The organism is Cryobacterium sp. (genome assembly GCF_025463825.1).
Classification (GTDB): domain Bacteria; phylum Actinomycetota; class Actinomycetes; order Actinomycetales; family Microbacteriaceae; genus Cryobacterium.
Map to the genome: position 1 here is coordinate 1 of NZ_JAODBG010000055.1, position 22,087 is coordinate 22,087.

The window sequence follows — 22,087 nt, forward strand, 5'->3', positions numbered from 1 at the left end:
ACGACGGAGACCTCATCGAGGGTACCGTCGTCAAGATCGATCGCGACGAGGTTCTCCTCGATGTCGGCTACAAGACCGAGGGTGTCATTCCCTCACGCGAACTTTCCATCAAGCACGACGTTGACCCGAGCGAAGTTGTTCAGGTCGGCGACATGGTTGAAGCCCTCGTCCTCCAGAAGGAATACAAAGAAGTCAGCCTCATCCTGTCCAAGACGCGCGCACAGTACGAGCGTGCGTGGGGCGACGTTGAGAAGATCAAGGAAACCGATGGCGTCGTGACCGGTTCGGTCATCGAGGTCGTCAAGGGTGGACTTATCGTCGACATCGGACTTCGTGGCTTCCTTCCGGCATCGCTCATCGAGCTTCGCCGTGTTCGCGACCTCACGCCGTACCTCGGCCAGGAGATCGAGGCCAAGATCCTCGAGCTCGACAAGAACCGCAACAACGTCGTCCTGTCGCGCCGCGCCCTGCTCGAGCAGACGCAGTCCGAGAGCCGTTCGACCTTCCTGAACAACCTGCACAAGGGTCAGGTTCGCAAGGGTGTCGTGTCGTCGATCGTCAACTTCGGTGCGTTCGTCGACCTGGGTGGCGTTGACGGTCTGGTTCACGTCTCCGAACTCAGCTGGAAGCACATCGAGCACGCCAGCGAGGTCGTCGAGGTTGGCCAGGAAGTCACCGTCGAGATCCTCGAGGTGGACCTGGACCGCGAGCGCGTCTCGCTGTCGCTCAAGGCCACCCAGGAAGACCCGTGGCAGGTCTTCGCCCGCACCCACGCCATCGGCCAGGTCGCACCGGGTAAGGTCACGAAGCTCGTTCCGTTCGGCGCGTTCGTTCGCGTCGCCGAGGGCATCGAGGGACTCGTTCACATCTCCGAGCTCTCGGGCAAGCACGTCGAGCTCGCCGAGCAGGTTGTCTCGGTCGGCGACGAGGTCTTCGTCAAGGTCATCGACATCGACCTGGAGCGTCGCCGCATCTCGCTGAGCCTCAAGCAGGCCAACGATGGTGTCGACCCCGAGGGCACCGAGTTCGACCCGGCACTCTACGGGATGCTCACCGAGTACGACGACCAGGGCAACTACAAGTACCCCGAAGGCTTCGACCCGGAGACCAACGAGTGGCGCGAGGGCTTCGAGACCCAGCGCGAGAAGTGGGAGCAGGACTACGCTGCCGCCCAGGCTCGCTGGGAAGCTCACAAGAAGCAGGTTGCTTCCGCGAACGACGAGATCATCGCCCCCGGCGATGTCGCGTCCGCCGCTGGCAACACGTTCTCTTCTGAGACCGCCGGCGCCGGCACCCTCGCGGACGACGAGGCGCTTGCCGCCCTGCGCGAGAAGCTGTCCAGCAGCAACTAGCATCACCTTCCCGGCCCTGCCGGGACCCACACAGGCCGGACCCTTCGGGGTCCGGCCTGTGCTGGTTAACCGGCGCCCAGCCGTTAGCATGGGGCCGTGTACTTGATTGGGTTGACCGGCGGGATCGCATCGGGGAAGAGCACGGTGGCGAAGCGATTCGCCGAACACGGAGCCGTGGTGATCGACGCCGACCAGCTGGCCCGGGCCGCCGTGGCGCCGGGCACGGATGCGCTCGCGCACATCGGCGAAATCTTCGGCCCCGACGTCCTCGCCGAGGACGGCAGTCTCGACCGTTCCCGCCTGGGCGCGATCGTGTTCGGCAACCCCACCGCCCTCAGCGTGCTCAACAACGTCGTGCATCCCGCCGTGCGGGCGCTCTCGTCCGCCGCCATCGCCGCGGCGGAGGAGGCGGACCCGGATGTGGTCGTCGTCTACGACGTCCCCCTCCTGGTCGAGGCCTCCGTCGGGCACCCGTTCGACCTGATCGTGGTCGTACACGCCGACGCCGAGACCCGGGTCCGGCGCATGGTGGAGCTCCGCGGCATGCCGGAGGCGGATGCCCGCAAGCGGATCGGCTCCCAGGCGCCCGACGCCGACCGCCTCGCCGTCGCCGACGTCGTGATCGACTCGGAGGGGTCCCTCGAAGACGCCCTGGGCCAGGTCGACCGGCTCTGGGCGGACCGGCTCCGCACCTCCCGGGGCGCCCACTCCGACTCCGGTGTCGGTGGCGTTCCTTAGACTGGAAGCATGGAACCTACCCGCGCCGTTCACCCGTTCGAGGTCGTGAGCGAGTACACCCCCAGCGGTGACCAGCCGGCCGCGATCGCCGAGCTCACCGGCCGGATCAACGCCGGCGAGACCGACATCGTGCTGCTGGGCGCCACCGGCACCGGCAAGTCAGCCACCACCGCCTGGCTGATCGAGCAGGTGCAGCGACCCACGCTGGTCCTCGCCCACAACAAGACCCTCGCCGCGCAGCTCGTCAACGAATTCCGTGAGCTGATGCCCAACAACGCGGTCGAGTACTTCGTCTCCTACTACGACTACTACCAGCCGGAAGCGTACGTACCGCAGACCGACACCTTCATCGAGAAGGACTCCTCGATCAACGAGGAAGTGGAACGGCTCCGCCACTCCACCACCAACTCGCTGCTCAGCCGCCGGGACGTCATCGTGGTCTCCACGGTGTCCTGCATCTACGGGCTCGGCACCCCGGAAGGCTACCTCGAGGCCATGGTGGCGCTGCAGGTCGGCCAGAAGGTGGACCGGGACGCTCTGATCCGCAAGTTCGTGGCGATGCAGTACCAGCGCAACGACATCGACTTCTCCCGCGGCCACTTCCGGGTGCGCGGTGACACCATCGAAATCATCCCGATGTACGAGGAACTCGCCATCCGCATCGAGATGTTCGGCGACGAGATCGAGGCGCTGTACAGCCTGCATCCGCTCACCGGCGACGTCGTGCGCAAGCTCGACGCGGTGTCGGTGTTCCCCGGCTCCCACTACGTGGCCAGCACCGACGTCATGCAGCGCGCCATGGTCACGATCCAGGAGGAACTGGCCGAGCGGCTGGGCCAGTTGGAGCGCGAGGGCAAACTGCTCGAGGCCCAACGCCTGCGGATGCGTACCTCCTTCGACCTGGAGATGATGGAACAGATCGGCTTCTGCTCCGGCATCGAGAACTACTCCCGCCACATCGACGGCCGAAGCGCGGGGGAGCCGGGGCACTGCCTCCTGGACTACTTCCCCGACGACTTCCTGGTCGTCATCGACGAATCGCACGTCACGGTGCCGCAGATCGGCGCCATGTACGAGGGCGACTCATCCCGGAAGCGCACCCTCGTCGAGCACGGCTTCCGGCTGCCCAGCGCCCTGGACAACCGGCCGTTGCGCTGGAACGAGTTCAAGGACCGCGTGGGCCAGACGGTGTACCTCTCCGCCACCCCCGGCAAGTACGAGATGGGCATCGCCGACGGCATCGTCGAGCAGATCATCCGCCCGACCGGTCTGATCGACCCGCAGATCATCGTCAAGCCGTCCGCGGGCCAGATCGACGACCTGCTCGAGCAGATCCGCCAGCGCGTCGAACTCAACGAACGCGTCCTCGTGACCACCCTCACCAAGAAGATGGCAGAGGAACTCACCGACTTCCTCACCGAGGCGGGCGTGCGGGTGCGCTACCTGCACTCCGACGTCGACACCCTGCGCCGGGTGGAGCTGCTCACCGAGCTGCGCCAGGGCCTCTACGACGTGCTGGTGGGCATCAACCTGCTCCGGGAGGGCCTCGACCTGCCCGAGGTGTCCCTGGTGGCCATCCTCGATGCCGACAAGGAAGGCTTCCTGCGGTCGTCGACCTCGCTCATCCAGACCATCGGCCGTGCCGCCCGGAACGTGTCCGGCGAGGTGCACATGTACGCCGACCGGATCACCGATTCGATGGCCAGGGCCATCGACGAGACCGACCGCCGGCGCGAGAAGCAGGTGGAATACAACATTGCGAACGGCATCGATCCCACCCCGCTGCGGAAGCGCATCGCCGACATCACCGACGTCCTCGCCCGCGAGGAGGCCGACACCGCCGAGCTGCTCGCCGGCCGCGACGCCCGGCGCCGCAGCCCCACCCCGTCGATGCGGAAGGGTCTCGCGGCCAACGGGGCCAACGACCTCGAATCGATCATCTCGGACCTCAACGCCCAGATGCTCGAAGCCGCCGGCGAACTCAAGTTCGAACTGGCCGGGCGGCTCCGCGACGAAGTGTCCGAACTCAAGCGGGAGCTGCGCCAAATGGAGAAGGCCGGTCATCTGAGTTAGTTGGCATCCGAGCTGGTGAGCATCCGAGCTGGTGAGCATCTGAGCTGGTGAGCATCTGAGTTGGCCAGACTGCCCGGCCGGTTGCACCGCCCGGCGAGACGCGGTGCGCCGGCGTTCGCTGTCAGCGACCGCCAGGGGCACGCCGGTGGCGCTGGAGCGTCGGTGGCACTGCATAGACTCGAATGGTGTCAATTTCAGAGGTAGAGCACGGCTCTCAACTCAGCGTCCGTGGTGCTCGCGTGCATAACCTGCACAACGTCAACCTGGACATCCCGCGCGATTCGCTCGTGGTGTTCACGGGGTTATCCGGGTCGGGCAAGTCTTCGCTCGCCTTCGATACCATCTTCGCGGAGGGCCAACGGCGCTACGTGGAGTCGCTGTCGGCGTATGCCCGGCAGTTCCTCGGCCAGGTGGACCGGCCCGACGTCGACTTCATCGAGGGCCTGAGCCCCGCGGTGTCGATCGACCAGAAGTCCACCAATCGCAACCCGCGCTCCACGGTGGGCACCATCACCGAGATCTACGACTACATGCGCCTGCTCTGGGCGCGTATCGGCGTGCCGCACTGCGCCATCTGCGGTGAGATCATCCAGTCGCAGACCGTGCAGCAGATCGCCGACCAGTTGATGGAAATGGAAGCGGGGGTCCGGTACCAGATTCTCAGCCCCATCGTGTCGCAGAAGAAGGGCGAGTTCGTCGACCTCTTCAAGGAGCTCGCCGCCTCCGGCTACTCCCGGGCCATGGTCGACGGCACCCAGATCCAGCTCAACGAACCACCAGTGCTCAAAAAGCAGGTCAAACACGACATCTCCGTCGTCGTCGACCGTCTCGTTGCCGGCCCCGACCTGCTCAGCCGCCTCACCGACTCCCTCGAGACCGCGCTCAAGCTGACGGATGGCCTCGTCCAGGTCAATTACGTGGACCTCGAGGGTGACGACGCCTGGCAGAGCTACTCCGAGAAGCTGTCCTGCCCGAACAACCACCCGGTGCAGCTCACCGAGATCGAGCCGCGCACCTTCTCGTTCAACGCCCCGTTCGGCGCCTGCCCCGAGTGCTCTGGCCTGGGCACCCGCATGTCGGTCGACGAGGACCTGCTGCTCGGCGACCCCGACCTCAGCATCGCCGAGGGCGTCGTGCTGCCCTGGACCACCCAGGGCAAGGGCCTCTTCCAGTACTACGAGAAGCTGCTGGACGGCCTGGCCCGCGACCTCAAGTTCAAGCTCACCACCCCGTGGAAGAAACTCAGCGATGAGGTGCGCACCGCCGTCATGCGCGGCGACAACTTCGAGGTCAAGGTGAAGTGGAAGAACCGATACGGCCGGGAGATGAGCTACACCTCGGGCTTCGAGGGCGTGGTTCCCTACATCGAGCGCCAGTTCCTGCAGGCCGACACCGATTCCCAGCGGCAGCGCTGGGGCGAGTACCTGCGCGAGGTCGCCTGCCCCGTCTGCGAGGGCAGCCGGCTCAAGCCGGAGGTTCTCGCCGTCCTCGTGCACGAGAAGAGCATCGCCGACATCTGCCAGCTGAGCCTGGCCGATGCCCGTTCGTTCATGGACAAGCTCGAGCTGACCGACCGTGAGAAGACCATCGCCGCCCAGGTGTTGCGCGAGATCACGGTGCGCCTGGACTTCCTGCTCCAGGTCGGCCTGAACTACCTCAGCCTCGCGCGCGCCGCCGGGAGCCTGTCGGGCGGTGAGGCACAGCGCATCCGCCTGGCCACCCAGATCGGCTCCGGACTCACCGGTGTGCTGTACGTGCTCGACGAGCCCAGCATCGGCCTGCACCAGCGGGACAACCGGCGCCTGATCGAAACCCTCGTGGCCCTCCGCGACCTGGGCAACACCCTCATCGTCGTCGAACACGACGAGGACACCATCAAGACCGCGGACTGGGTCGTCGACATCGGACCCGGCGCGGGTGTGAACGGCGGCCACGTCGTGCACTCCGGTTCCTACGCCGACCTGCTCACCAACACGGAGTCGCTCACCAGCGACTACCTCTCCGGCCGCAAATCGATCGCCACCCCCGAGACCCGGCGGCCGCTGGACCCCGAACGGGAGATCACCGTCGTCGGCGCCGAGGCGAACAACCTGCAGAAGGTCACCGTCAAGTTCCCGCTGGGCGTCTTCACGGCCGTCACGGGCGTGAGCGGCTCCGGCAAGTCCTCCCTGGTCAACGACGTGCTCTACCGGGTGCTCGCCAACCGGCTCAACGGCGCCCGCAAGCTGCCCGGCCGGCACACCAAGGTCACCGGCCTCGACCAGCTCGACAAGGTCATCCACGTCGACCAGGCCCCGATCGGCCGAACCCCGCGCTCCAACCCCGCCACCTACACCGGGGTGTTCGACAAGATCCGCACCCTGTTCGCCGAGACCATGGAGGCCAAGGCCCGCGGTTACCTGCCGGGCCGGTTCAGCTTCAACGTCAAGGGCGGCCGCTGCGAGGCGTGCTCCGGTGACGGCACCATCAAGATCGAAATGAACTTCCTACCCGACGTATACGTGGCCTGTGAGGCCTGCGGGGGAGCGCGCTACAACCGCGACACCCTCACCGTGCACTACAAGGGCAAGAACATCGCCGAAGTCCTCGACATGCCCATCAGCGAAGCGGCCGAGTTCTTCGAACCGATCTCCTCCATCCACCGGTTCCTGAAGACCCTCGTCGAGGTGGGCCTGGGCTACGTGCGCCTGGGCCAGAGCGCCACCACCCTCTCCGGCGGCGAAGCCCAGCGGGTCAAGCTCGCCACCGAGCTGCAGCGCCGGTCCAACGGTCGCAGTGTCTACGTGCTCGACGAACCGACCACCGGCCTGCACTTCGAAGACGTGCGGAAGCTCCTGCTGGTGCTCAACAGCCTCGTCGACAAGGGCAACACCGTCATCGTGATCGAGCACAACCTCGACGTCATCAAGTCCGCCGACTGGGTCATCGACCTCGGGCCTGAGGGCGGCTCCGGCGGCGGTAAAGTACTCGCCACCGGCACTCCTGAACACGTCGCCGGCGTGAAGAAGAGCCACACCGGAATGTTCCTGAAGGAGGTCCTCGCCGCGCGGTAGGCGAAGGAAGAACATGTCTGATGCGTTGAGCTATCGCCCGAAGCCGGGGGAGATCCCCACCGAACCCGGGGTATACCGGTTCCGCGACGCCTCCCGCCGGGTGCTGTACGTCGGCAAGGCCAAGAACCTGCGAGCCCGACTGAGCAATTATTTCGCCCCGCTGAGCAGCCTGCACGACCGCACCCGGCGGATGGTGACCACCGCGACCAGCGTCGAATGGACGACGGTCGGCACCGAGGTGGAAGCGCTGCAGCTCGAGTGGACCTGGATCAACGAGTTCGACCCGCCGTTCAATGTGCAGTTCAAGGACGACAAGTCCTACCCGTACCTGGCGGTCACCCTCGGCGACGAGGCCCCCCGGGCGCTGGTCACCCGCACCACCGGCATCAAGGGCGCCCGGTACTTCGGCCCGTACCCCAAGGTCTGGGCGGTGCACGAGACCATCGACCTGATGCTCAAGGCCTTCCCGATCCGCACCTGCAACAACGCCAATTACAAACGAGCCATGCAGTCCGGCAAGCCCTGCTTCGCCGGTCAGATTGGCCGCTGCTTCGGTCCGTGCTCCGGCAAGGTCGGCATCGAAGAGCACCGCGCGATCGTCAACGAGTTCGTGAACTTCATGGGCAGCCAGGACCGCAAGCTGATCAACAGCCTCACCGCCCAGATGAAGGACGCCGCCCTCGCCCAGGACTACGAGACGGCCGCCCGCCGCCGCGACCAGGTCAAGGCGCTCAACGCCGTGCTGGAGAAGAGCGCGGTGGTACTGCGCGACAACGTCGACATCGACTTGTTCGGAATCGAACAGGACGAGCTCGCCGCGGCCGTGCAGCTGTTCATCGTGCGCGGCGGCCGTATCCGCGGTGTGCGCGGCTGGGTCGTCGACAAGGAACTCGACCTGAGCATGAGCGAACTGGTCGATTCGATCATGCAGACCGCCTACACCGGCGACGCCGTGCCGCCGCGGGAGATCGTGCTGCCCGAGCTGCCGGACGATGCCGACGCGCTGGAGGGCTGGCTGGGCGAGATCGCACACCGCAAGGTCCGGCTCGTCGCCGCCCAGCGCGGCGAGAAGGCGGCGCTGCTGACGACGGCCACCCAGAACGCCAAGCAGGCGCTGATGTTGTACAAGACCCGGCGGAGCTCGGACTTCGTGGCCAGGTCGAAGGCCCTTGAGGACCTGCAGGAGGCCCTGGGCATGGATTCGGCGCCGTTGCGGATGGAATGCTACGACGTCTCCCACCTGGGCGGCACCAACATCGTCGCGTCCATGGTGGTCTTCGAGGACGGTCTGCCGCGCAAAGACGAGTACCGTCGCTTCGGCGTGCCGGAGTCCACCGACGACACCGATTCGCTGTACCGGGTGCTCACCCGGCGGCTGGCCTACCTGGTGCCGGATGACGCCACCCCCGAAGCCCTGCCCAAGAGCGGTGTCATTCCCGTGCCGGCCGACGCCACCGCCGACCTGCTCGTCGGCGACGGTGAGGATCTGGCCGAAGCCGCCCCGGGCGCCGACGGTGGGGCAGCGGGCGAATCGGACACCCCGGAGGTCGCGGCGAAGCGCAAGAAGTTCCGGTACCAGCCCAACCTGCTGATCGTGGACGGAGGTCAGCCGCAGGTCGCGGCCGCCGCCCGGGCGCTGCGGGAATCCGGTGTCGAAGGCATCACGCTGTGCGGCATCGCGAAGCGGCTGGAGGAGATCTGGTTGCCGGATTCCGACTATCCCGTCATCCTGCCGCGCAACAGCGACGCCCTGTTCCTGATCCAACGCATCCGGGACGAGGCGCACCGATTCGCGATCACCCACCAGCGAGCCAGGCGGAAGCGTGATATCAACACGATCCTGGGAGAAATCCCCGGCCTGGGGCCTGCCCGCATCAAGGTGCTGCTGCAGCACTTCGGCTCGGTGACCCGGCTGCGGGAAGCGTCGGTCGACTCGATCGCCGAGATCCGCGGCATCGGACCTGCCCTCGCCGAGGGCATCCACCGGCACCTGCGCGCCTGAACCGGGCCCCCGGTCGATAAGCTGGACATTCACTCACGTCGACCGAAGGCATAATCCAGTATGAGCACGGAGACCGAGAAGCAGGAGATGCTCATCGTCACGGGCATGTCCGGCGCCGGGCGCTCCACCGTGGCCAACGCGCTGGAGGACCTGGGCTGGTACGTCGTCGACAACCTGCCGCCGCAGATGCTCCGCCCCCTGGTCGAACTCGTCGGCCGGGCCGGCACCAGCCTGCCCAAGATCGCCGCCGTCGTGGATATCCGCGGCCGCGACTTCTTCGGCGACTTCCAGGAACTCGTGCAGGCCCTCCGCACCGGCACCCAGGTGCGGGTGATCTTCCTGGAGGCCAGGGACGACGTGCTCGTGCGCCGGTTCGAGGCCGTCCGCCGACCGCACCCGCTTCAGGGTGAGGGAACCATCCTCGACGGGATCAGTGCCGAACGCACCCGTCTGGCGGTGGTCAGGGAATCCTGCGACATCGTCATCGACACCTCAGACCTCAACATCCACCAGCTGGCCACCACCATCACCGAACGCTTCGCGGCGGAGAACGCGGCCGGCCTGCACCTCACGGTGATGAGCTTCGGCTTCAAGTACGGCCTTCCCACCGACGTCGACATGGTCGCCGACGCCCGGTTCCTGCCGAACCCGTTCTGGATCCCGGATCTCCGTCCGCACACCGGCCTCGACCCGGAGGTCAGCGAGTACGTGCTCGGCCAGGAAGGCGCGCGCGAGTTCATCGACAGCTACGCCACCGCTGTCAAGCCCGTGCTCGCCGGTTACCAGCGGGAGAACAAACGCCACGCCACCATCGCCATCGGCTGCACGGGCGGCAAGCATCGCTCCGTCGCCATGGCCAGGGAACTGGCCAGGCTCCTCCAGGAATTTCCCGGCGTCGCGGTGAGCCTCAAGCACCGCGACCTCGGACGAGAATAACGACAGGCCGCCGTCACACAGACGGCCGGCCGTGAACAACAGAATGGATAGAACGATTGGCACTCACCATCGACGTCAAGGATGAACTAGCTCGCGTCGAGGTCTCCAAGACCACGGTCCGCGCGGCCGAACTGGCGACGATCCTGCGTTTCTCCGGCGGCCTCCACATGATCTCCGGACGGATCGCCATCGAGTCCGAGCTGGACACCGCACTCCTGGCCCGGCGGGTCCGCAAGGACCTCGCTGAGCTCTACGGCGTACGCAGCGACGTGACCGTGATCACGGCGTCCGGTCTCCGCCGCACCAACCACTACCTCGTCCGGGTGCTCGACGGCGGTGAAACCCTGGCCCGGCAGACCGGTCTGCTCGACGCCCGCCGCCGACCCATCCGCGGCCTGCCCAACCGACTGACCACGGGCTCAAAGGAAGAGATCGCCGCCGTCTGGCGCGGCGCCTTCCTTGCCACCGGCTCGCTCACCGACCCCGGCCGGTCCGCCGCCCTCGAGGTCGTCTGCCCGGGCAACGAAGCGGCCATGGCCATCGTCGGCGCGGCCGGCCGCCTCGGCATCGTCGCGAAGGCACGCGAAGTCCGCGGCGTCCACCGCGTGGTGATCCGGGACGGTGACGCCATCGGCGCCATGCTCGTGCAAATGGGCGCCCAGGAGACGGTCCTGAACTGGGAGGCCCTGCGTCAGCGCCGGGAGGTCCGGGCGACGGCCAACCGGCTGGTCAACTTCGACGACGCCAACCTGCGCCGCTCCGCGCAGGCCGCCGTCGCCGCCTGCGCGCGGGTCGACCGGGCCATGGAGATCCTCGGCGATGACATCCCGCAGCACCTCCGGTACGCGGGGGAGCTGCGGCTGTCCTTCCGCGACTCCAGCCTCGACGAACTCGGTCACCACGCCGACCCGCCCATGACGAAGGACGCCGTCGCCGGCCGCATCCGCCGGCTGCTCGCCATGGCGGACAAAAAAGCCGTCGACCTCGGCATCCCCGGCACCGACGCGAACCTGCCCGCCGACCTCGACGACGTCTGAGCTGCCCGGTGCCGGGGGACCAACGTCCCCCCTGCACCTGAGTAGACTAAAAAGGTCACTTACAGTGCAGTTGGCGCGAGAAATCGCGTCCCTGCCACATAAATGAGGAGATACGAGCTATGGCCGATTACACCCTGCCTGAACTGGCTTACGACTACTCGGCGCTCGCGCCGAGCATCAGCGGCACCATCATGGAACTCCACCACAGCAAGCACCACCAGGCTTACGTGACCGGAGCGAACACCGCGCTCGCCCAGCTGGCAGAGGCCCGGGACTCGGGCAGCCTGGTGTATGTCAACAAGCTCGAGAAGGACCTCGCGTTCAACCTCGGCGGCCACGTGAACCACTCGATCTTCTGGACGAACATGTCCCCGAACGGTGGCGACAAGCCCGTCGGTGAACTCGCCAGCGCGATCGACGACTTCTTCGGCTCCTTCGACAAGTTCCAGGCACACTTCGCTGCCACCGCGCTGGGCGTGCAGGGTTCCGGCTGGTCCGTCCTGGCCTGGGACTCCATCGGGCAGCGCCTGATCATCCAGCAGTTCTTCGACCAGCAGGCCAACTTCGCGGCCGGCACCGTACCGATCCTCATGCTCGATGTCTGGGAGCACGCCTACTACCTGGACTACCAGAACGTGCGCGCCGACTACGTCACGGCGTTCTGGAAGATCGTCGACTGGGAGAACGTCCAGGCGCGTTTCGTCGCCGCCCGGGAGAAGACCAGCGGCCTGCTGCTGCTCTCCTAGAGCTCCCCACCTCCACTTTCGGTTTTTTCTTTCCCACCACCCCGGCGCCACACGCGTCATCAATAACAGGAGCTATTTTGTCTGTAAAGATTGGCATCAACGGATTTGGCCGCATCGGCCGCAACTACCTGCGCGCCGCACTGGCCCAGGGCAGCGACATCGAGATCGTCGCCGTCAACGACCTCACCGACACGAAGACCCTCGCGCACCTCCTCAAATACGACTCGATCACGGGCCGCCTGGACGCCACCGTCACCGTCGAGGGCGATTCCATCCTCGTCAACGGCAAGCCCATCAAGGTCCTCGCCGAGCGCGACCCGGCCAACCTCCCCTGGGGCACCCTGGGCGTCGACATCGTGATCGAGTCCACCGGTCGCTTCACCAAGGCCGACGATGCGCGCAAGCACATCACCGCCGGTGCCAAGAAGGTCATCGTCTCCGCTCCCGCCACCGGCGACGTTGCGACGATCGTCATGGGCGTCAACGAGGACACGTACGACTCCGCGAAGTTCGACATCATCTCGAACGCATCCTGCACCACGAACTGCCTCGCACCGCTGGCCAAGGTCTTCAACGACAACTTCGGCATCAAAAGCGGCCTGATGACCACCATCCACGCGTACACCGCAGACCAGAACCTGCAGGATGGCCCGCACAGCGACCTGCGTCGCGCCCGCGCCGCCGCCCTGAACATCATCCCGACCTCGACCGGCGCCGCCAAGGCCCTGGGCATCGTCCTCCCGGAGCTCGCCGGCAAGCTTGACGGCTTCGCACTGCGCGTACCCGTGCCCACCGGCTCGATCACCGACCTCACCGTCGTCGCGGAGAAGCCGGTCACCGTCGAAGCCATCAAGGCCGCGTACAAGGCTGCAGCAGAGGGCCCCCTCAAGGGCATCCTGATGTACACCGAGGACGAGATCGTCTCCAGCGACATCGTGACCGACCCGCACTCCTCGATCTTCGACGCCGGCCTGCTGCGCGTCCTGGGCGACCAGGTCAAGCTGTCCTCCTGGTACGACAACGAGTGGGGCTACTCCAACCGCATGGTTGACCTCACCGAGTTCGTCGCCGAGCGCATCTAACAGGGGGATCCGCAGTGACGCTTCGCACAATCGAATCCCTGGGATCGCTCCACGGCAAACGCGTCATCGTTCGGTGTGATCTGAACGTTCCGTTGAAGGACGGCCAGATCACCGACGATGGCCGTGTGCGGGCGTCCCTGCCTACCCTCAAGGCCCTGGTCGAACAGGGTGCCCGTCTGGTGATCGTTTCTCACCTCGGGCGCCCTGACGGCCAGGTCAACCCGAAGTACAGCCTGGCGCCCGTTGCGGCTCGGCTGGCCGAGCTGATCGGTGCCCCGGTGGCCTTCGCCGCCGACACCGTCGGCGAGGCAGCCCAGGCCGCGGTTGCGGCCCTGACCGACGGCGACATCGTCGTGCTGGAGAACCTCCGCTTCAACGCCGGGGAAACCAGCAAGGTCGACGCGGAGCGGGTCGCTTTCGCCACCGAACTGTCGGCGCTGGGCGATGCCCTCGTGTCGGACGGTTTCGGTGTCGTGCACCGCAAGCAGGCCAGCGTCTACGACCTGGCGCAGATCCTGCCCAGCACCGCCGGCCTGCTCATTGCAGCCGAGCTCGACGTGCTCGACCGCCTCACCGAGAAGCCGGAGGCGCCGTACACGGTGATCCTCGGCGGCTCGAAGGTGTCGGACAAGCTCGGCGTCATCGGCCACCTGCTTCCGCGGGTGAACTCGCTCCTGATCGGTGGCGGCATGCTGTTCACCTTCCTCGCGGCCCAGGGCCACAAGGTCGGCGCCAGCCTGCTCGAGGCCGACCAGATCGACACCGTGCGCGGGTACCTCGCCGAGGCCGACCGTCTCGGCGTGAAGATCGTGCTGCCGACCGACGTGGTCGTCGCTTCCAAGTTCGGGGCGGACGCCGAGTACGTCACGACGCCGGCCGATCAGATCGAAGACACCCCGTTCGGCGCTGCCGGACTGGGCCTGGACATCGGGCCGGACACGGCGGCGGCGTTCGCCGCCATCATCCGGGACTCGAAGACCGTGTTCTGGAACGGCCCGATGGGCGTGTTCGAGCTAGCACCCTTCGCGGACGGCACCCGTACGGTCGCCGCCGCACTCACCGAGGTCAATGGACTCAGCGTCGTCGGCGGAGGAGACTCCGCCGCGGCCGTGCGCATCCTCGGTTTCAACGATGACCAGTTCGGTCATATTTCTACCGGCGGTGGCGCCAGCCTCGAGTTCCTCGAGGGCAAGCGACTGCCAGGACTGGAGGTCCTCGGATGGCAGTGAACACGCGTGTTCCACTGATCGCAGGCAACTGGAAGATGAACCTGGACCACCTCCAGGCCATCGCCTTCGTGCAGAAGCTGGCCTGGAGCCTCAAGGACGCCGGCCACGACTTCAGCACGACCGAGGTCGCCGTCTTCCCGCCGTTCACCGACCTGCGCAGCGTTCAGACCCTGGTGGCCGCGGACAAGCTGCCCCTGGCCTACGGCGGCCAGGATGTCTCCACCCAGGAGTCCGGCGCGTACACCGGCGAGATCTCGGCTGCATTCCTGGCCGCGTTGGAGTGTAAGTACGTGCTCATCGGACACTCCGAGCGGCGCACGCTGCACAACGAGACCGACGAGGTCGTCGCCGCCAAGGTGGCAGCAGCGCTGAAGCACAACCTGGTTCCGATCATCTGCGTCGGCGAGACCGCCGCAGACCTGGAGCTGCACGGCCCGAGCGCCGTTCCGGTCGCTCAGCTGAAGGCCGCACTGGCCGGAGTCGACGCGGCTGCGGACATCGTGGTGGCATACGAGCCGGTCTGGGCCATCGGCTCCGGACAGGCGGCGACTCCCGAGCAGGCCGAGCAGGTCGCGGCCCAGCTGCGCCTGACGCTGGCTGAGGTCCTCGGCCAGGACGTCGCGGACAAGACCCGCGTCCTCTACGGTGGCTCGGTCAAGGGCGTCAACATCGCCGGCTTCATGAAGGAGCCGAACGTCGACGGTGCGCTCGTCGGTGGTGCCAGCCTGGACATCGCCGAGTTCTCCAGCATCGTCCGCTTCCAGAAGCACGTCGGACTGTAGCGTTCACCCGTCGTGCCCCTCCCGGGGGGCGCGGCGGGTTTCGTCTGCCGTCAGGCTATAATTGCCAGTGGTCTTGGTGGAGCTCTAGCGCCCATCGTTTTGTGAAAGGTTTCGCGTGGAGATTCTCCAGGTTGTGTTGCAGGTCCTGCTCGGTATTACGAGCCTCCTGCTCACCATGCTCATTCTGTTACACAAGGGGCGCGGTGGCGGGCTGTCGGACATGTTCGGCGGCGGTGTCACCTCGAACCTCGGCGCTTCCGGCGTCGCCGAACGTAACCTCAACCGCATCACGATCATCCTGGCCGTATTGTGGATCTCCTGCATCGTCGTGCTGGGCCTGATCACTAAATTCGACACAGGGGCCTGATCGTGGCGTCGGGCCAAGGTTGTCGCATCCCGCACAACCGGTAACCCGCCGCTACTTCTTGCACCAGACTCGCGACCTCGTCGCACCCGGTTCCCACGGCGGTACCGGACATGAGTGGAACAACCCGAACTAGCCGAACAGTTTTAGCGGAGGAACACAATGGCATCTGGTGGAAGCGCAATTCGCGGATCGCGAGTCGGAGCCGGCCCCATGGGCGAGCAGGACCGTGGTTTTCACGCCGATCGAATCCGGGTGTCCTACTGGGATGCGCTCGGCAACGAAACCGTTCGCTACTTTGCCGCGAACCTGCCCGACGAAGAAATCCCCGACACGATCGACTGCCCGTCGTCCGGCCTCCCAGCCGGCCGTGACAAGGAGAACCCGCCGTCGGTGGTCAAGCTCGAGCCGTACAAGACGCACCTCGCCTATGTGAAGGAGCGCCGCACCGAGGAAGAGGCAGAGTCACTCCTCGAGGAAGCCCTGCAGCAGCTCCGCGTTCGTCGCGGAAAGCTCAGCGCCACCAACTGACTCCTCGCGTCCTGCGGGACGCAGAAGACAAGCGCATCGGTTCCGAGGAACCGATGCGCTTTTTTTTGTCGCTCAGGGCGACACTCGGACGCGAGTCTACTGCGGTGACGCGATCAGGTTCTCCGGAACCTCGGCAGCGGCCTCACCGTCGACGAAGAAGTCGGTGTAGTGACGCCCGCGGATGCCCGCGACGGGGACCTCGTCACGGCTGGCCCCGGCCAGGGCCAGGCCGAGGGCCGAGGCCTTGTCGGTGCCGGACACGACAAGCCAGATGCGCTCGGACGAGTTCAGCACCCAACGGGTCAGGCTGATCCGCTCGGCGGGGGGCTTAGGCGAGTTGAGCACCCCGATGACGGTGAGGTCGTTCTCCCGGATGCCCTGCAGGTGCGGGAACAGGGACGCGATGTGGCCGTCCCGGCCGACGCCGAGGAACGTGAGGTCGAACTGGGGGATCAGGGATACCGGAGCCGCCATCGACTTCAGCTCAGCCGCGTACCGGTCCGCGGCAGCGTCGATGTCCAGGCCCGCATCGGAGGCGGGGAAGGCGTGCACATTCGCCGCGGGGATATCGATGTGGTCCAGCAGGGCCGCCCGGGCCTGGACCTCGTTCCGGTCCGCGTGTCCGCGGGGCACCCAGCGCTCGTCACCCCACCAGAGATCGATCTTCGCCCAGTTCAGGCTGTCGCGCTCGGGCGACGCGTTGACTGCTTCCAGCACCGCGGTGCCGGCTTCGCCGCCGGACAGGACCACGTGGGCGTGCCCCTGTTCGTGCAGGATGTCGGCCATCTTGGTAATGAACCGGGAGGCCACCGAGGCGAACAGGGCCGCCTTGTCGTCATGGACCAGCACGCGCCTGTCGTGGGTCATGAGCCCGCTCCGTCCGTCGCGGCGGGACCGGCCAGCTGGGGGAGTCCCTTGGTGATGACCTCGCCGTACAGCTCGTCGGGGTCCAGGCGGCGCAGCTCGTCGCTCAGGCAATCCCGCAGGCTGCGGCGCTTGAGCGTGAGGTCCTGCACCGGCTGACCGGACTGGGTGAGCGTGGCGATGCCGGGTACCTCGCGCTCGAGCGAGATCACCCCGGACGCACGGGTGAGATGCACGCCGTGGATGCCGTTCGAGTTCTCCCCAGAGGTGAGTTCGTAGTGCACCGGTACCTGCAGCGCCAGCTGCAGCCAGGCGGCCAGCAGGGTGGTGGAGGGGGAGTCCAGCGCGCCGGTGACGGACACCGCGGTGATGGACTCGTACGGCGGCTGGTCCAGGACGGCGGCGAGCTGGGCCCGCCACAGGGTGAGCCGGGTCCAGGCGAAGTCGGTGTCACCCGGGCGGTAGGAGGAGCAGATCTGCGTGAGGGCCGCCTGCGGGTCTGCCTGCGCCGACGCGTCGGTGATGCGCCGGTAGGCGATCCGGCCCAGCGGCGACTCTGCGGGCACCTCAGGCGCCTCACCGGGCCACCACGCCACGACGGGAGCGTCCGGCAGCAACAGGCCGGTGACGAGGCTTTCCGGGTCGCTGGCGGCGTCCCCGTAGGCGCGAAGCACGATGACCTCGCTCGCTCCGGCGTCTCCGCCGACGCGGATCTCCGCGTCGACGCGCGGTGCGCACTCGGCGGCGTCGGCGGCCTCGGTGGACAGCACGATGACCCGCATCGGGTGCTCACGGGACGCATCGTTCGCGGCTTCGATGGCTTCTTCCTCGTGCCCGAGTTCGGCGGCGATGATGAGGGTGAGCACCCGGCCGAGGGCGACCGCGCCGCCCTCTTCCCGGATGCGGACCAGTGCCTTGGAAATCTTCGCCGTGGTGGTGTCCGGCAGATCGACGATCATGGGCGTCTCCAGTTCCGGCCGTCGCGTGACAGCAGTTCGTCGGCTGATGCGGGTCCCCAGGTGCCCGGCCGGTACTGTTCCGGCTGGCCCTGGGTGGCCCAGAATTCCTCGATGGGGTCAAGAATCTTCCACGAGAGTTCGACTTCCTCGTGGCGGGGGAAGAGCGGCGGGTCGCCCAGCAGCACGTCCAGGATCAGTCGCTCGTAGGCTTCGGGGCTAGCCTCGGTGAAGGCGTGGCCGTAACCGAAGTCCATGGTCACGTCGCGCACCTGCATACCGACGCCGGGGACCTTCGAGCCGAACCGGATGGTGACGCCTTCGTCGGGCTGGACCCGGATCACGAGCGCGTTCTCACCGAGGGCGGCCGTCTGGCTCTTCTCGAACAGGTACTGCGGTGCCCGCTTGAAGACCACGGCGATCTCGGTCACCCGGCGGCCCAGGCGTTTACCGGCGCGCAGGTAGAACGGCACGCCCGACCAGCGCCGGGTATCGATCTCCAGGCGCAGGGCCGCGTACGTCTCCGTCAGCGACTCCGGGTTCATGCCGTCCTCTTCGAGGAAGCCGAGGATCTTCTCGCCACCCTGCCAACCGCCGGCGTACTGCCCACGGGCGGTACCGGTGGCCAGGTCTTCTGGCAGCCGCACCGAGGCGAGCACCTTTTCCTTCTCGGTGCGCAGGTCGGCCGCATCGAAGGAGATGGGCTCCTCCATGGCGGTGAGCGCCAGGAGCTGCAGCAGGTGGTTCTGGATGACGTCGCGGGCTGCGCCGATGCCGTCGTAATACCCGGCTCGCCCGCCGACGCCGATGTCCTCGGCCATGGTGATCTGCACGTGGTCGACGTAGTTGGCGTTCCAGATCGGTTCGTACAGCTGGTTCGCGAAGCGCAGCGCCAGGATGTTCTGCACCGTCTCCTTGCCCAGGTAGTGGTCGATGCGGAACACGGAATCGGCCGGGAAGACCGACTCGACGACGTCGTTCAGCTCGCGGGCCGTCTTCAGGTCGCTGCCGAACGGCTTCTCGATGACGACCCGGCGCCACTGGCCGTCCTTCTGCTCGGCCAGTCCGGAACGGCGCAGCTGCTCGGTGACCTGCGGGAACGCCTTCGGCGGAATCGACAGGTAGAACGCATGGTTGCCCATGGTGCCACGCTCGCGGTCCAGCTCCTCGATGGTCTCCTTGAGGAGCTCGAACGCGGCATCGTCGTCGAAGGTTCCCGGCACGAACCGGATTCCCTCGGCCAGCTGGGCCCAGACGTCCTCGTGGAATTCGGTGCGCGCGTACTCCTTGACGGAGTCGTGCACGACCTGCATGAAGTCCTGGTTGTCCCAGTCCCTGCGGGCGAACCCGACGAGGGCGAAACCGGGCGGCAACAGTCCCCGGTTGGCGAGGTCATAGACGGCGGGCATGAGTTTCTTCCGCGACAGGTCTCCGGTCACGCCGAAGATGACGAGGCTGGAGGGCCCTGCGATCCGGTTCAGGCGATAGTCGGAGGGTGAACGCAACGGATTGAACTCCGGGGTGATTTCCACCGGGGACATGCAGCTCCTTAGAGGATGATGGCGAAACGACAAGAAGGTGCGACTTACCGGACTGCGGCGAACAGGGTGCTGATGTTCGCAGCCGGGTCGGTCAGCGTGAGGGTGAGGACCGGGCGACCGTGGTCGGAGAGGACGCTGGCGTCTCCACCGGCCTGGGCCTGGATGAGTTCACCGAACGTGAACGGGCGGCCCGGGATGTCGAGGTCCTCGGCGGGGGTGCTGAGGACCTGCAGGAACACGCCGTTGGGCGTGCCACCTTTGTGGAACTGTCCGGTCGAATGCAGGAACCGGGGTCCCCAACCGAACGTGACCGGGCGTCCGGACAGCGTGGCGATCAAGCCACGCAGTTCGGCGAGCTGGGGGAGCGCAAGCCGGTTGACATAGGCCTGCACGGCCACATACCCATCGGGGCCGAGTTCTTCCAGCAGCGCGTCAACGGCGCTGGCGAGGTCGCTGGCGGCACCGATCACGTGCGGCGTGCCACGTACTTCGATGCCGGCAGAAATGAACGCGGCCGGTTCGGGCTCGGGGCGGGAATCCAGCAGGCCGCGGGTGGCGATCTTGGCGGACTCGACATCGGGCTGGTCGAACGGGTTGATCCCCAGCAGCCGGCCGGCGACGACCGTCGCGTACTCCCAGACCAGGAACTGTGCGCCGAGGGTTCCGCTGACGCGGATCTCGCCTGCACCGTTCTCATCCACACCGTCATGGGCGGCGAAGACCTCATCGCCGGCGTCGGCCACAACACGCACGATCTGCACGTCGGCCAGGGCCGCCGTCAGCTCGGGAGCAGCCAGGTCGAGGACGACGGGCAGGATACCGGTGCCGATCTTTCCTGTCGACTCCGCGATGAGCTGTTCGGCCCAGTCGGCCAGTCCCACGATGTGGGTGCCGTCTGCGACGATGGCCAGTTTGCCGCGGCGGGGACTGGTCGCAGCGATGGCCGCGCCCAGGATGAGCCCGGGGTTGTCCTCGGAGTCGACCGCCAGGGCCAGGGAGACCGCATCGGCCTCGTCGAGGAGCTGGCCGATGTCGATGCCGGCCAGGCCCGACGGTACCAGTCCGAACGCGGTGAGCGCGGAGAAGCGCCCGCCAACGGTCGGGTCGGCGGTGAACACCCGGTAGCCCGCCTCGGTGGCGGATGCCTCGAGCGGCGAACCCGGATCGGTGACCACGATGATGCGGTCAGCGGGGTCGATGCCGATCGCACGGAAGGCGCGTTCGAAGACCCGGCGCTGGCTGTCCGTCTCGACGGTGCCGCCCGACTTCGACGACACCACAAGCGCGGTCGACTCCAGGCGGTCGCCCAGCGCGGCCAGGACCTGGCCGGGCTCGGTGGCGTCGAGGACCGTGAGGTCGACACCGGTGGTGAGCGTGATGACCTCCGGCGCCAGCGACGAGCCGCCCATGCCGGCCAGAGCGATGTGGTCAACGCCCTTGGCCCGCAGTTCCTCGCGCAGTGCGAGGATCTCGGCAACGAGCGGTCGGGACCGGACGACTGACTCCGTCCAGCCCAACCGCTTGCCCGCCTCACCCTCAGCCTCGGGGCCCCACAGCGCGGGGTCGAGGGAGGTGATGCCCGACGCGACGAGGTCGTCGACGAGGGCCGGCAGGGCGGCGCGGACGGCCTCGGCCGCCGCGCCGCTCACCGAGATCCTAAAACTCACTTGGCGGCTTCGAGTGCGGCGGTCACCGTGTCGAGCAGTTCGTTCCAGGAGACGATGAACTTCGACACGCCTTCCTCTTCGAGGACCCGGGTCACGTCGTCGTAGGAGACACCCTGCGCGGCGATGGCGTCCAGTACCACGTTCGCCGCGTCGTAGGCGCCGGTGACGGCGCCCTCAACGATGACACCGTGGTCGAAGGTGGCCTCGAGAGTCTTCTCCGGCATGGTGTTGACGACCTCGGGGGCGACCAGTTCGGTCACGTAGAGGGTGTCGGGCAGGTCGGCCGACTTGACGCCGGTGGATGCCCAGAGCGGCCGCTGCTTGTTGGCGCCGGCGCCGAGCAGGCCGGCGGCCCGCTCGGACGCGAAGGACTGCTCGAAGACCTGGTAGGCCAGCTGGGCGTTGGCGACGCCGGCCTTGCTCTGCAGGGCGAGGGCCTCGTCGGTGCCGACGGCCGCCAGGCGCTTGTCGATCTCGGTGTCCACGCGCGACACGAAGAACGAGGCGACGGAGTGGATCGTGGACAGGTCGATGCCGGCCGCCTTGGCCTTCTCGAGTCCGCTGAGGTACGCGTTGATGACCGCACGGTAGCGCTCAAGGCTGAAGATCAGGGTGACGTTGACGCTGATACCCAGCGCGATGGTCTCCGTGATGGCTTCGAGGCCCTCGATGGTCGCGGGGATCTTGATCATCGCGTTGGGGCGGTTGACCTTCTTCCACAGCTGCTGCGCCTCGGCGAGGGTCTTCTCCGCGTCGTGAGCGGCGGCGGGCTCGACCTCGATGGAGACGCGGCCGTCGAAGCCGTTGGTGGCGTCGTAGATCGGGCGGAAGATGTCGCAGGCAGCGGCGACGTCATCCGTGGTGATCTCGAACACCGCGTCGGTGACGTTGGTGCCGGCGGCGGCCAGGGTGGCCACCTGGGAGGCGTAGGCCTCGCCCTTGCTCAGGGCGCCCGCGAAGATCGTCGGGTTCGTGGTGACGCCGACGACGTTCTTTTCCGCGATGAGGGTCTCCAGTCCGCCGGACTGGATGCGCTGGCGGGACAGGTCGTCGAGCCAGATGCTGACGCCGGCGGCCGAGAGGGCCGCGGTGGGGGTGGTGGTTTCAGTCATGAAAATCAAATCTCCTTGAATG

Annotated in this window: 18 protein-coding genes; 13 read left to right on the forward strand and 5 right to left on the reverse strand. The window is 66.9% G+C overall.

Going from position 1 to position 22,087, the window contains the following annotated elements; translation table 11 throughout:
- From rpsA to JWP54_RS06625, 13 genes are all read left to right on the forward strand, one after another.
- A partial coding sequence (rpsA, locus tag JWP54_RS06565) for a 30S ribosomal protein S1 (protein ID WP_297369111.1) occupies positions 1 to 1,352 on the forward strand: 1,352 nt, incomplete at its 5' end.
- 96 nt (positions 1,353 to 1,448) lie between these two features.
- The gene (gene coaE / locus JWP54_RS06570; RefSeq protein ID WP_297369115.1) at positions 1,449 to 2,090 is read left to right on the forward strand and encodes a dephospho-CoA kinase; all 642 of its coding nucleotides are present in this window, start codon (positions 1,449 to 1,451) and stop codon (positions 2,088 to 2,090) included.
- Positions 2,091 to 2,099: 9 nt separating this feature from the next.
- Positions 2,100 to 4,163 carry an excinuclease ABC subunit UvrB gene (gene uvrB / locus JWP54_RS06575; protein ID WP_297369120.1) on the forward strand — a complete coding sequence of 688 codons (2,064 nt, stop codon included), beginning with the start codon at positions 2,100 to 2,102 and terminating at the stop codon, positions 4,161 to 4,163.
- Between the two features lie 182 nt (positions 4,164 to 4,345).
- A complete protein-coding gene (uvrA, locus tag JWP54_RS06580) occupies positions 4,346 to 7,216 on the forward strand; it encodes an excinuclease ABC subunit UvrA (RefSeq protein ID WP_297369123.1) in 2,871 nt (956 codons plus the stop codon).
- Between the two features lie 13 nt (positions 7,217 to 7,229).
- The gene (gene uvrC, locus JWP54_RS06585; protein WP_297369126.1) at positions 7,230 to 9,218 is read left to right on the forward strand and encodes an excinuclease ABC subunit UvrC; all 1,989 of its coding nucleotides are present in this window, start codon (positions 7,230 to 7,232) and stop codon (positions 9,216 to 9,218) included.
- Positions 9,219 to 9,278: 60 nt separating this feature from the next.
- Positions 9,279 to 10,154 (forward strand): RNase adapter RapZ, encoded by an 876-nt coding sequence (rapZ, locus tag JWP54_RS06590; RefSeq protein ID WP_297369130.1) that lies wholly within the window; start codon positions 9,279 to 9,281, stop codon positions 10,152 to 10,154.
- A gap of 56 nt (positions 10,155 to 10,210) precedes the next feature.
- Positions 10,211 to 11,191, forward strand: coding sequence for a DNA-binding protein WhiA (whiA, locus tag JWP54_RS06595; protein ID WP_297369133.1), 981 nt, complete (start codon positions 10,211 to 10,213; stop codon positions 11,189 to 11,191).
- Positions 11,192 to 11,310: 119 nt separating this feature from the next.
- A complete protein-coding gene (locus tag JWP54_RS06600; protein WP_297369136.1) occupies positions 11,311 to 11,937 on the forward strand; it encodes a superoxide dismutase in 627 nt (208 codons plus the stop codon).
- Positions 11,938 to 12,014: 77 nt separating this feature from the next.
- Positions 12,015 to 13,019: a type I glyceraldehyde-3-phosphate dehydrogenase gene (gap, locus tag JWP54_RS06605; RefSeq protein WP_297369139.1), complete on the forward strand. Its 1,005-nt coding sequence runs from the start codon at positions 12,015 to 12,017 to the stop codon at positions 13,017 to 13,019.
- 14 nt (positions 13,020 to 13,033) lie between these two features.
- On the forward strand, positions 13,034 to 14,248 hold the full coding sequence (pgk, locus tag JWP54_RS06610; protein WP_297369143.1) for a phosphoglycerate kinase: 1,215 nt from the start codon (positions 13,034 to 13,036) through the stop codon (positions 14,246 to 14,248).
- On the forward strand, positions 14,239 to 15,030 hold the full coding sequence (gene tpiA, locus JWP54_RS06615; RefSeq protein ID WP_297369144.1) for a triose-phosphate isomerase: 792 nt from the start codon (positions 14,239 to 14,241) through the stop codon (positions 15,028 to 15,030). Before pgk ends, tpiA begins: the two co-directional genes overlap by 10 nt.
- A gap of 115 nt (positions 15,031 to 15,145) precedes the next feature.
- Positions 15,146 to 15,397 carry a preprotein translocase subunit SecG gene (gene secG, locus JWP54_RS06620; protein ID WP_066595498.1) on the forward strand — a complete coding sequence of 84 codons (252 nt, stop codon included), beginning with the start codon at positions 15,146 to 15,148 and terminating at the stop codon, positions 15,395 to 15,397.
- A 159-nt stretch (positions 15,398 to 15,556) separates the two neighbouring features.
- Positions 15,557 to 15,925, forward strand: a complete 369-nt coding sequence (locus tag JWP54_RS06625) for an RNA polymerase-binding protein RbpA (RefSeq protein ID WP_066595496.1) — start codon at positions 15,557 to 15,559, stop codon at positions 15,923 to 15,925.
- A gap of 96 nt (positions 15,926 to 16,021) precedes the next feature.
- On the opposite strand, the gene pgl is transcribed toward JWP54_RS06625, so the two are convergent.
- From pgl to tal, 5 genes are read right to left on the reverse strand one after another with little or no spacing between them, the layout of a single operon-like run.
- Entirely contained in the window at positions 16,022 to 16,792 is a 771-nt protein-coding gene (gene pgl, locus JWP54_RS06630; RefSeq protein ID WP_297369155.1) for a 6-phosphogluconolactonase, read from the reverse strand.
- On the reverse strand, positions 16,789 to 17,748 hold the full coding sequence (locus JWP54_RS06635) for a glucose-6-phosphate dehydrogenase assembly protein OpcA (protein WP_297369158.1): 960 nt from the start codon (positions 17,746 to 17,748) through the stop codon (positions 16,789 to 16,791). The genes pgl and JWP54_RS06635 overlap by 4 nt, the downstream gene beginning before the upstream one ends.
- On the reverse strand, positions 17,745 to 19,286 hold the full coding sequence (gene zwf, locus JWP54_RS06640) for a glucose-6-phosphate dehydrogenase (protein WP_297369160.1): 1,542 nt from the start codon (positions 19,284 to 19,286) through the stop codon (positions 17,745 to 17,747). The genes JWP54_RS06635 and zwf overlap by 4 nt, the downstream gene beginning before the upstream one ends.
- 44 nt (positions 19,287 to 19,330) lie before the next feature.
- Positions 19,331 to 20,953: a glucose-6-phosphate isomerase gene (locus tag JWP54_RS06645; protein ID WP_297369162.1), complete on the reverse strand. Its 1,623-nt coding sequence runs from the start codon at positions 20,951 to 20,953 to the stop codon at positions 19,331 to 19,333.
- On the reverse strand, positions 20,950 to 22,065 hold the full coding sequence (tal, locus tag JWP54_RS06650; RefSeq protein ID WP_297369165.1) for a transaldolase: 1,116 nt from the start codon (positions 22,063 to 22,065) through the stop codon (positions 20,950 to 20,952). Before tal ends, JWP54_RS06645 begins: the two co-directional genes overlap by 4 nt.
- Positions 22,066 to 22,087 lie beyond the last annotated feature (22 nt).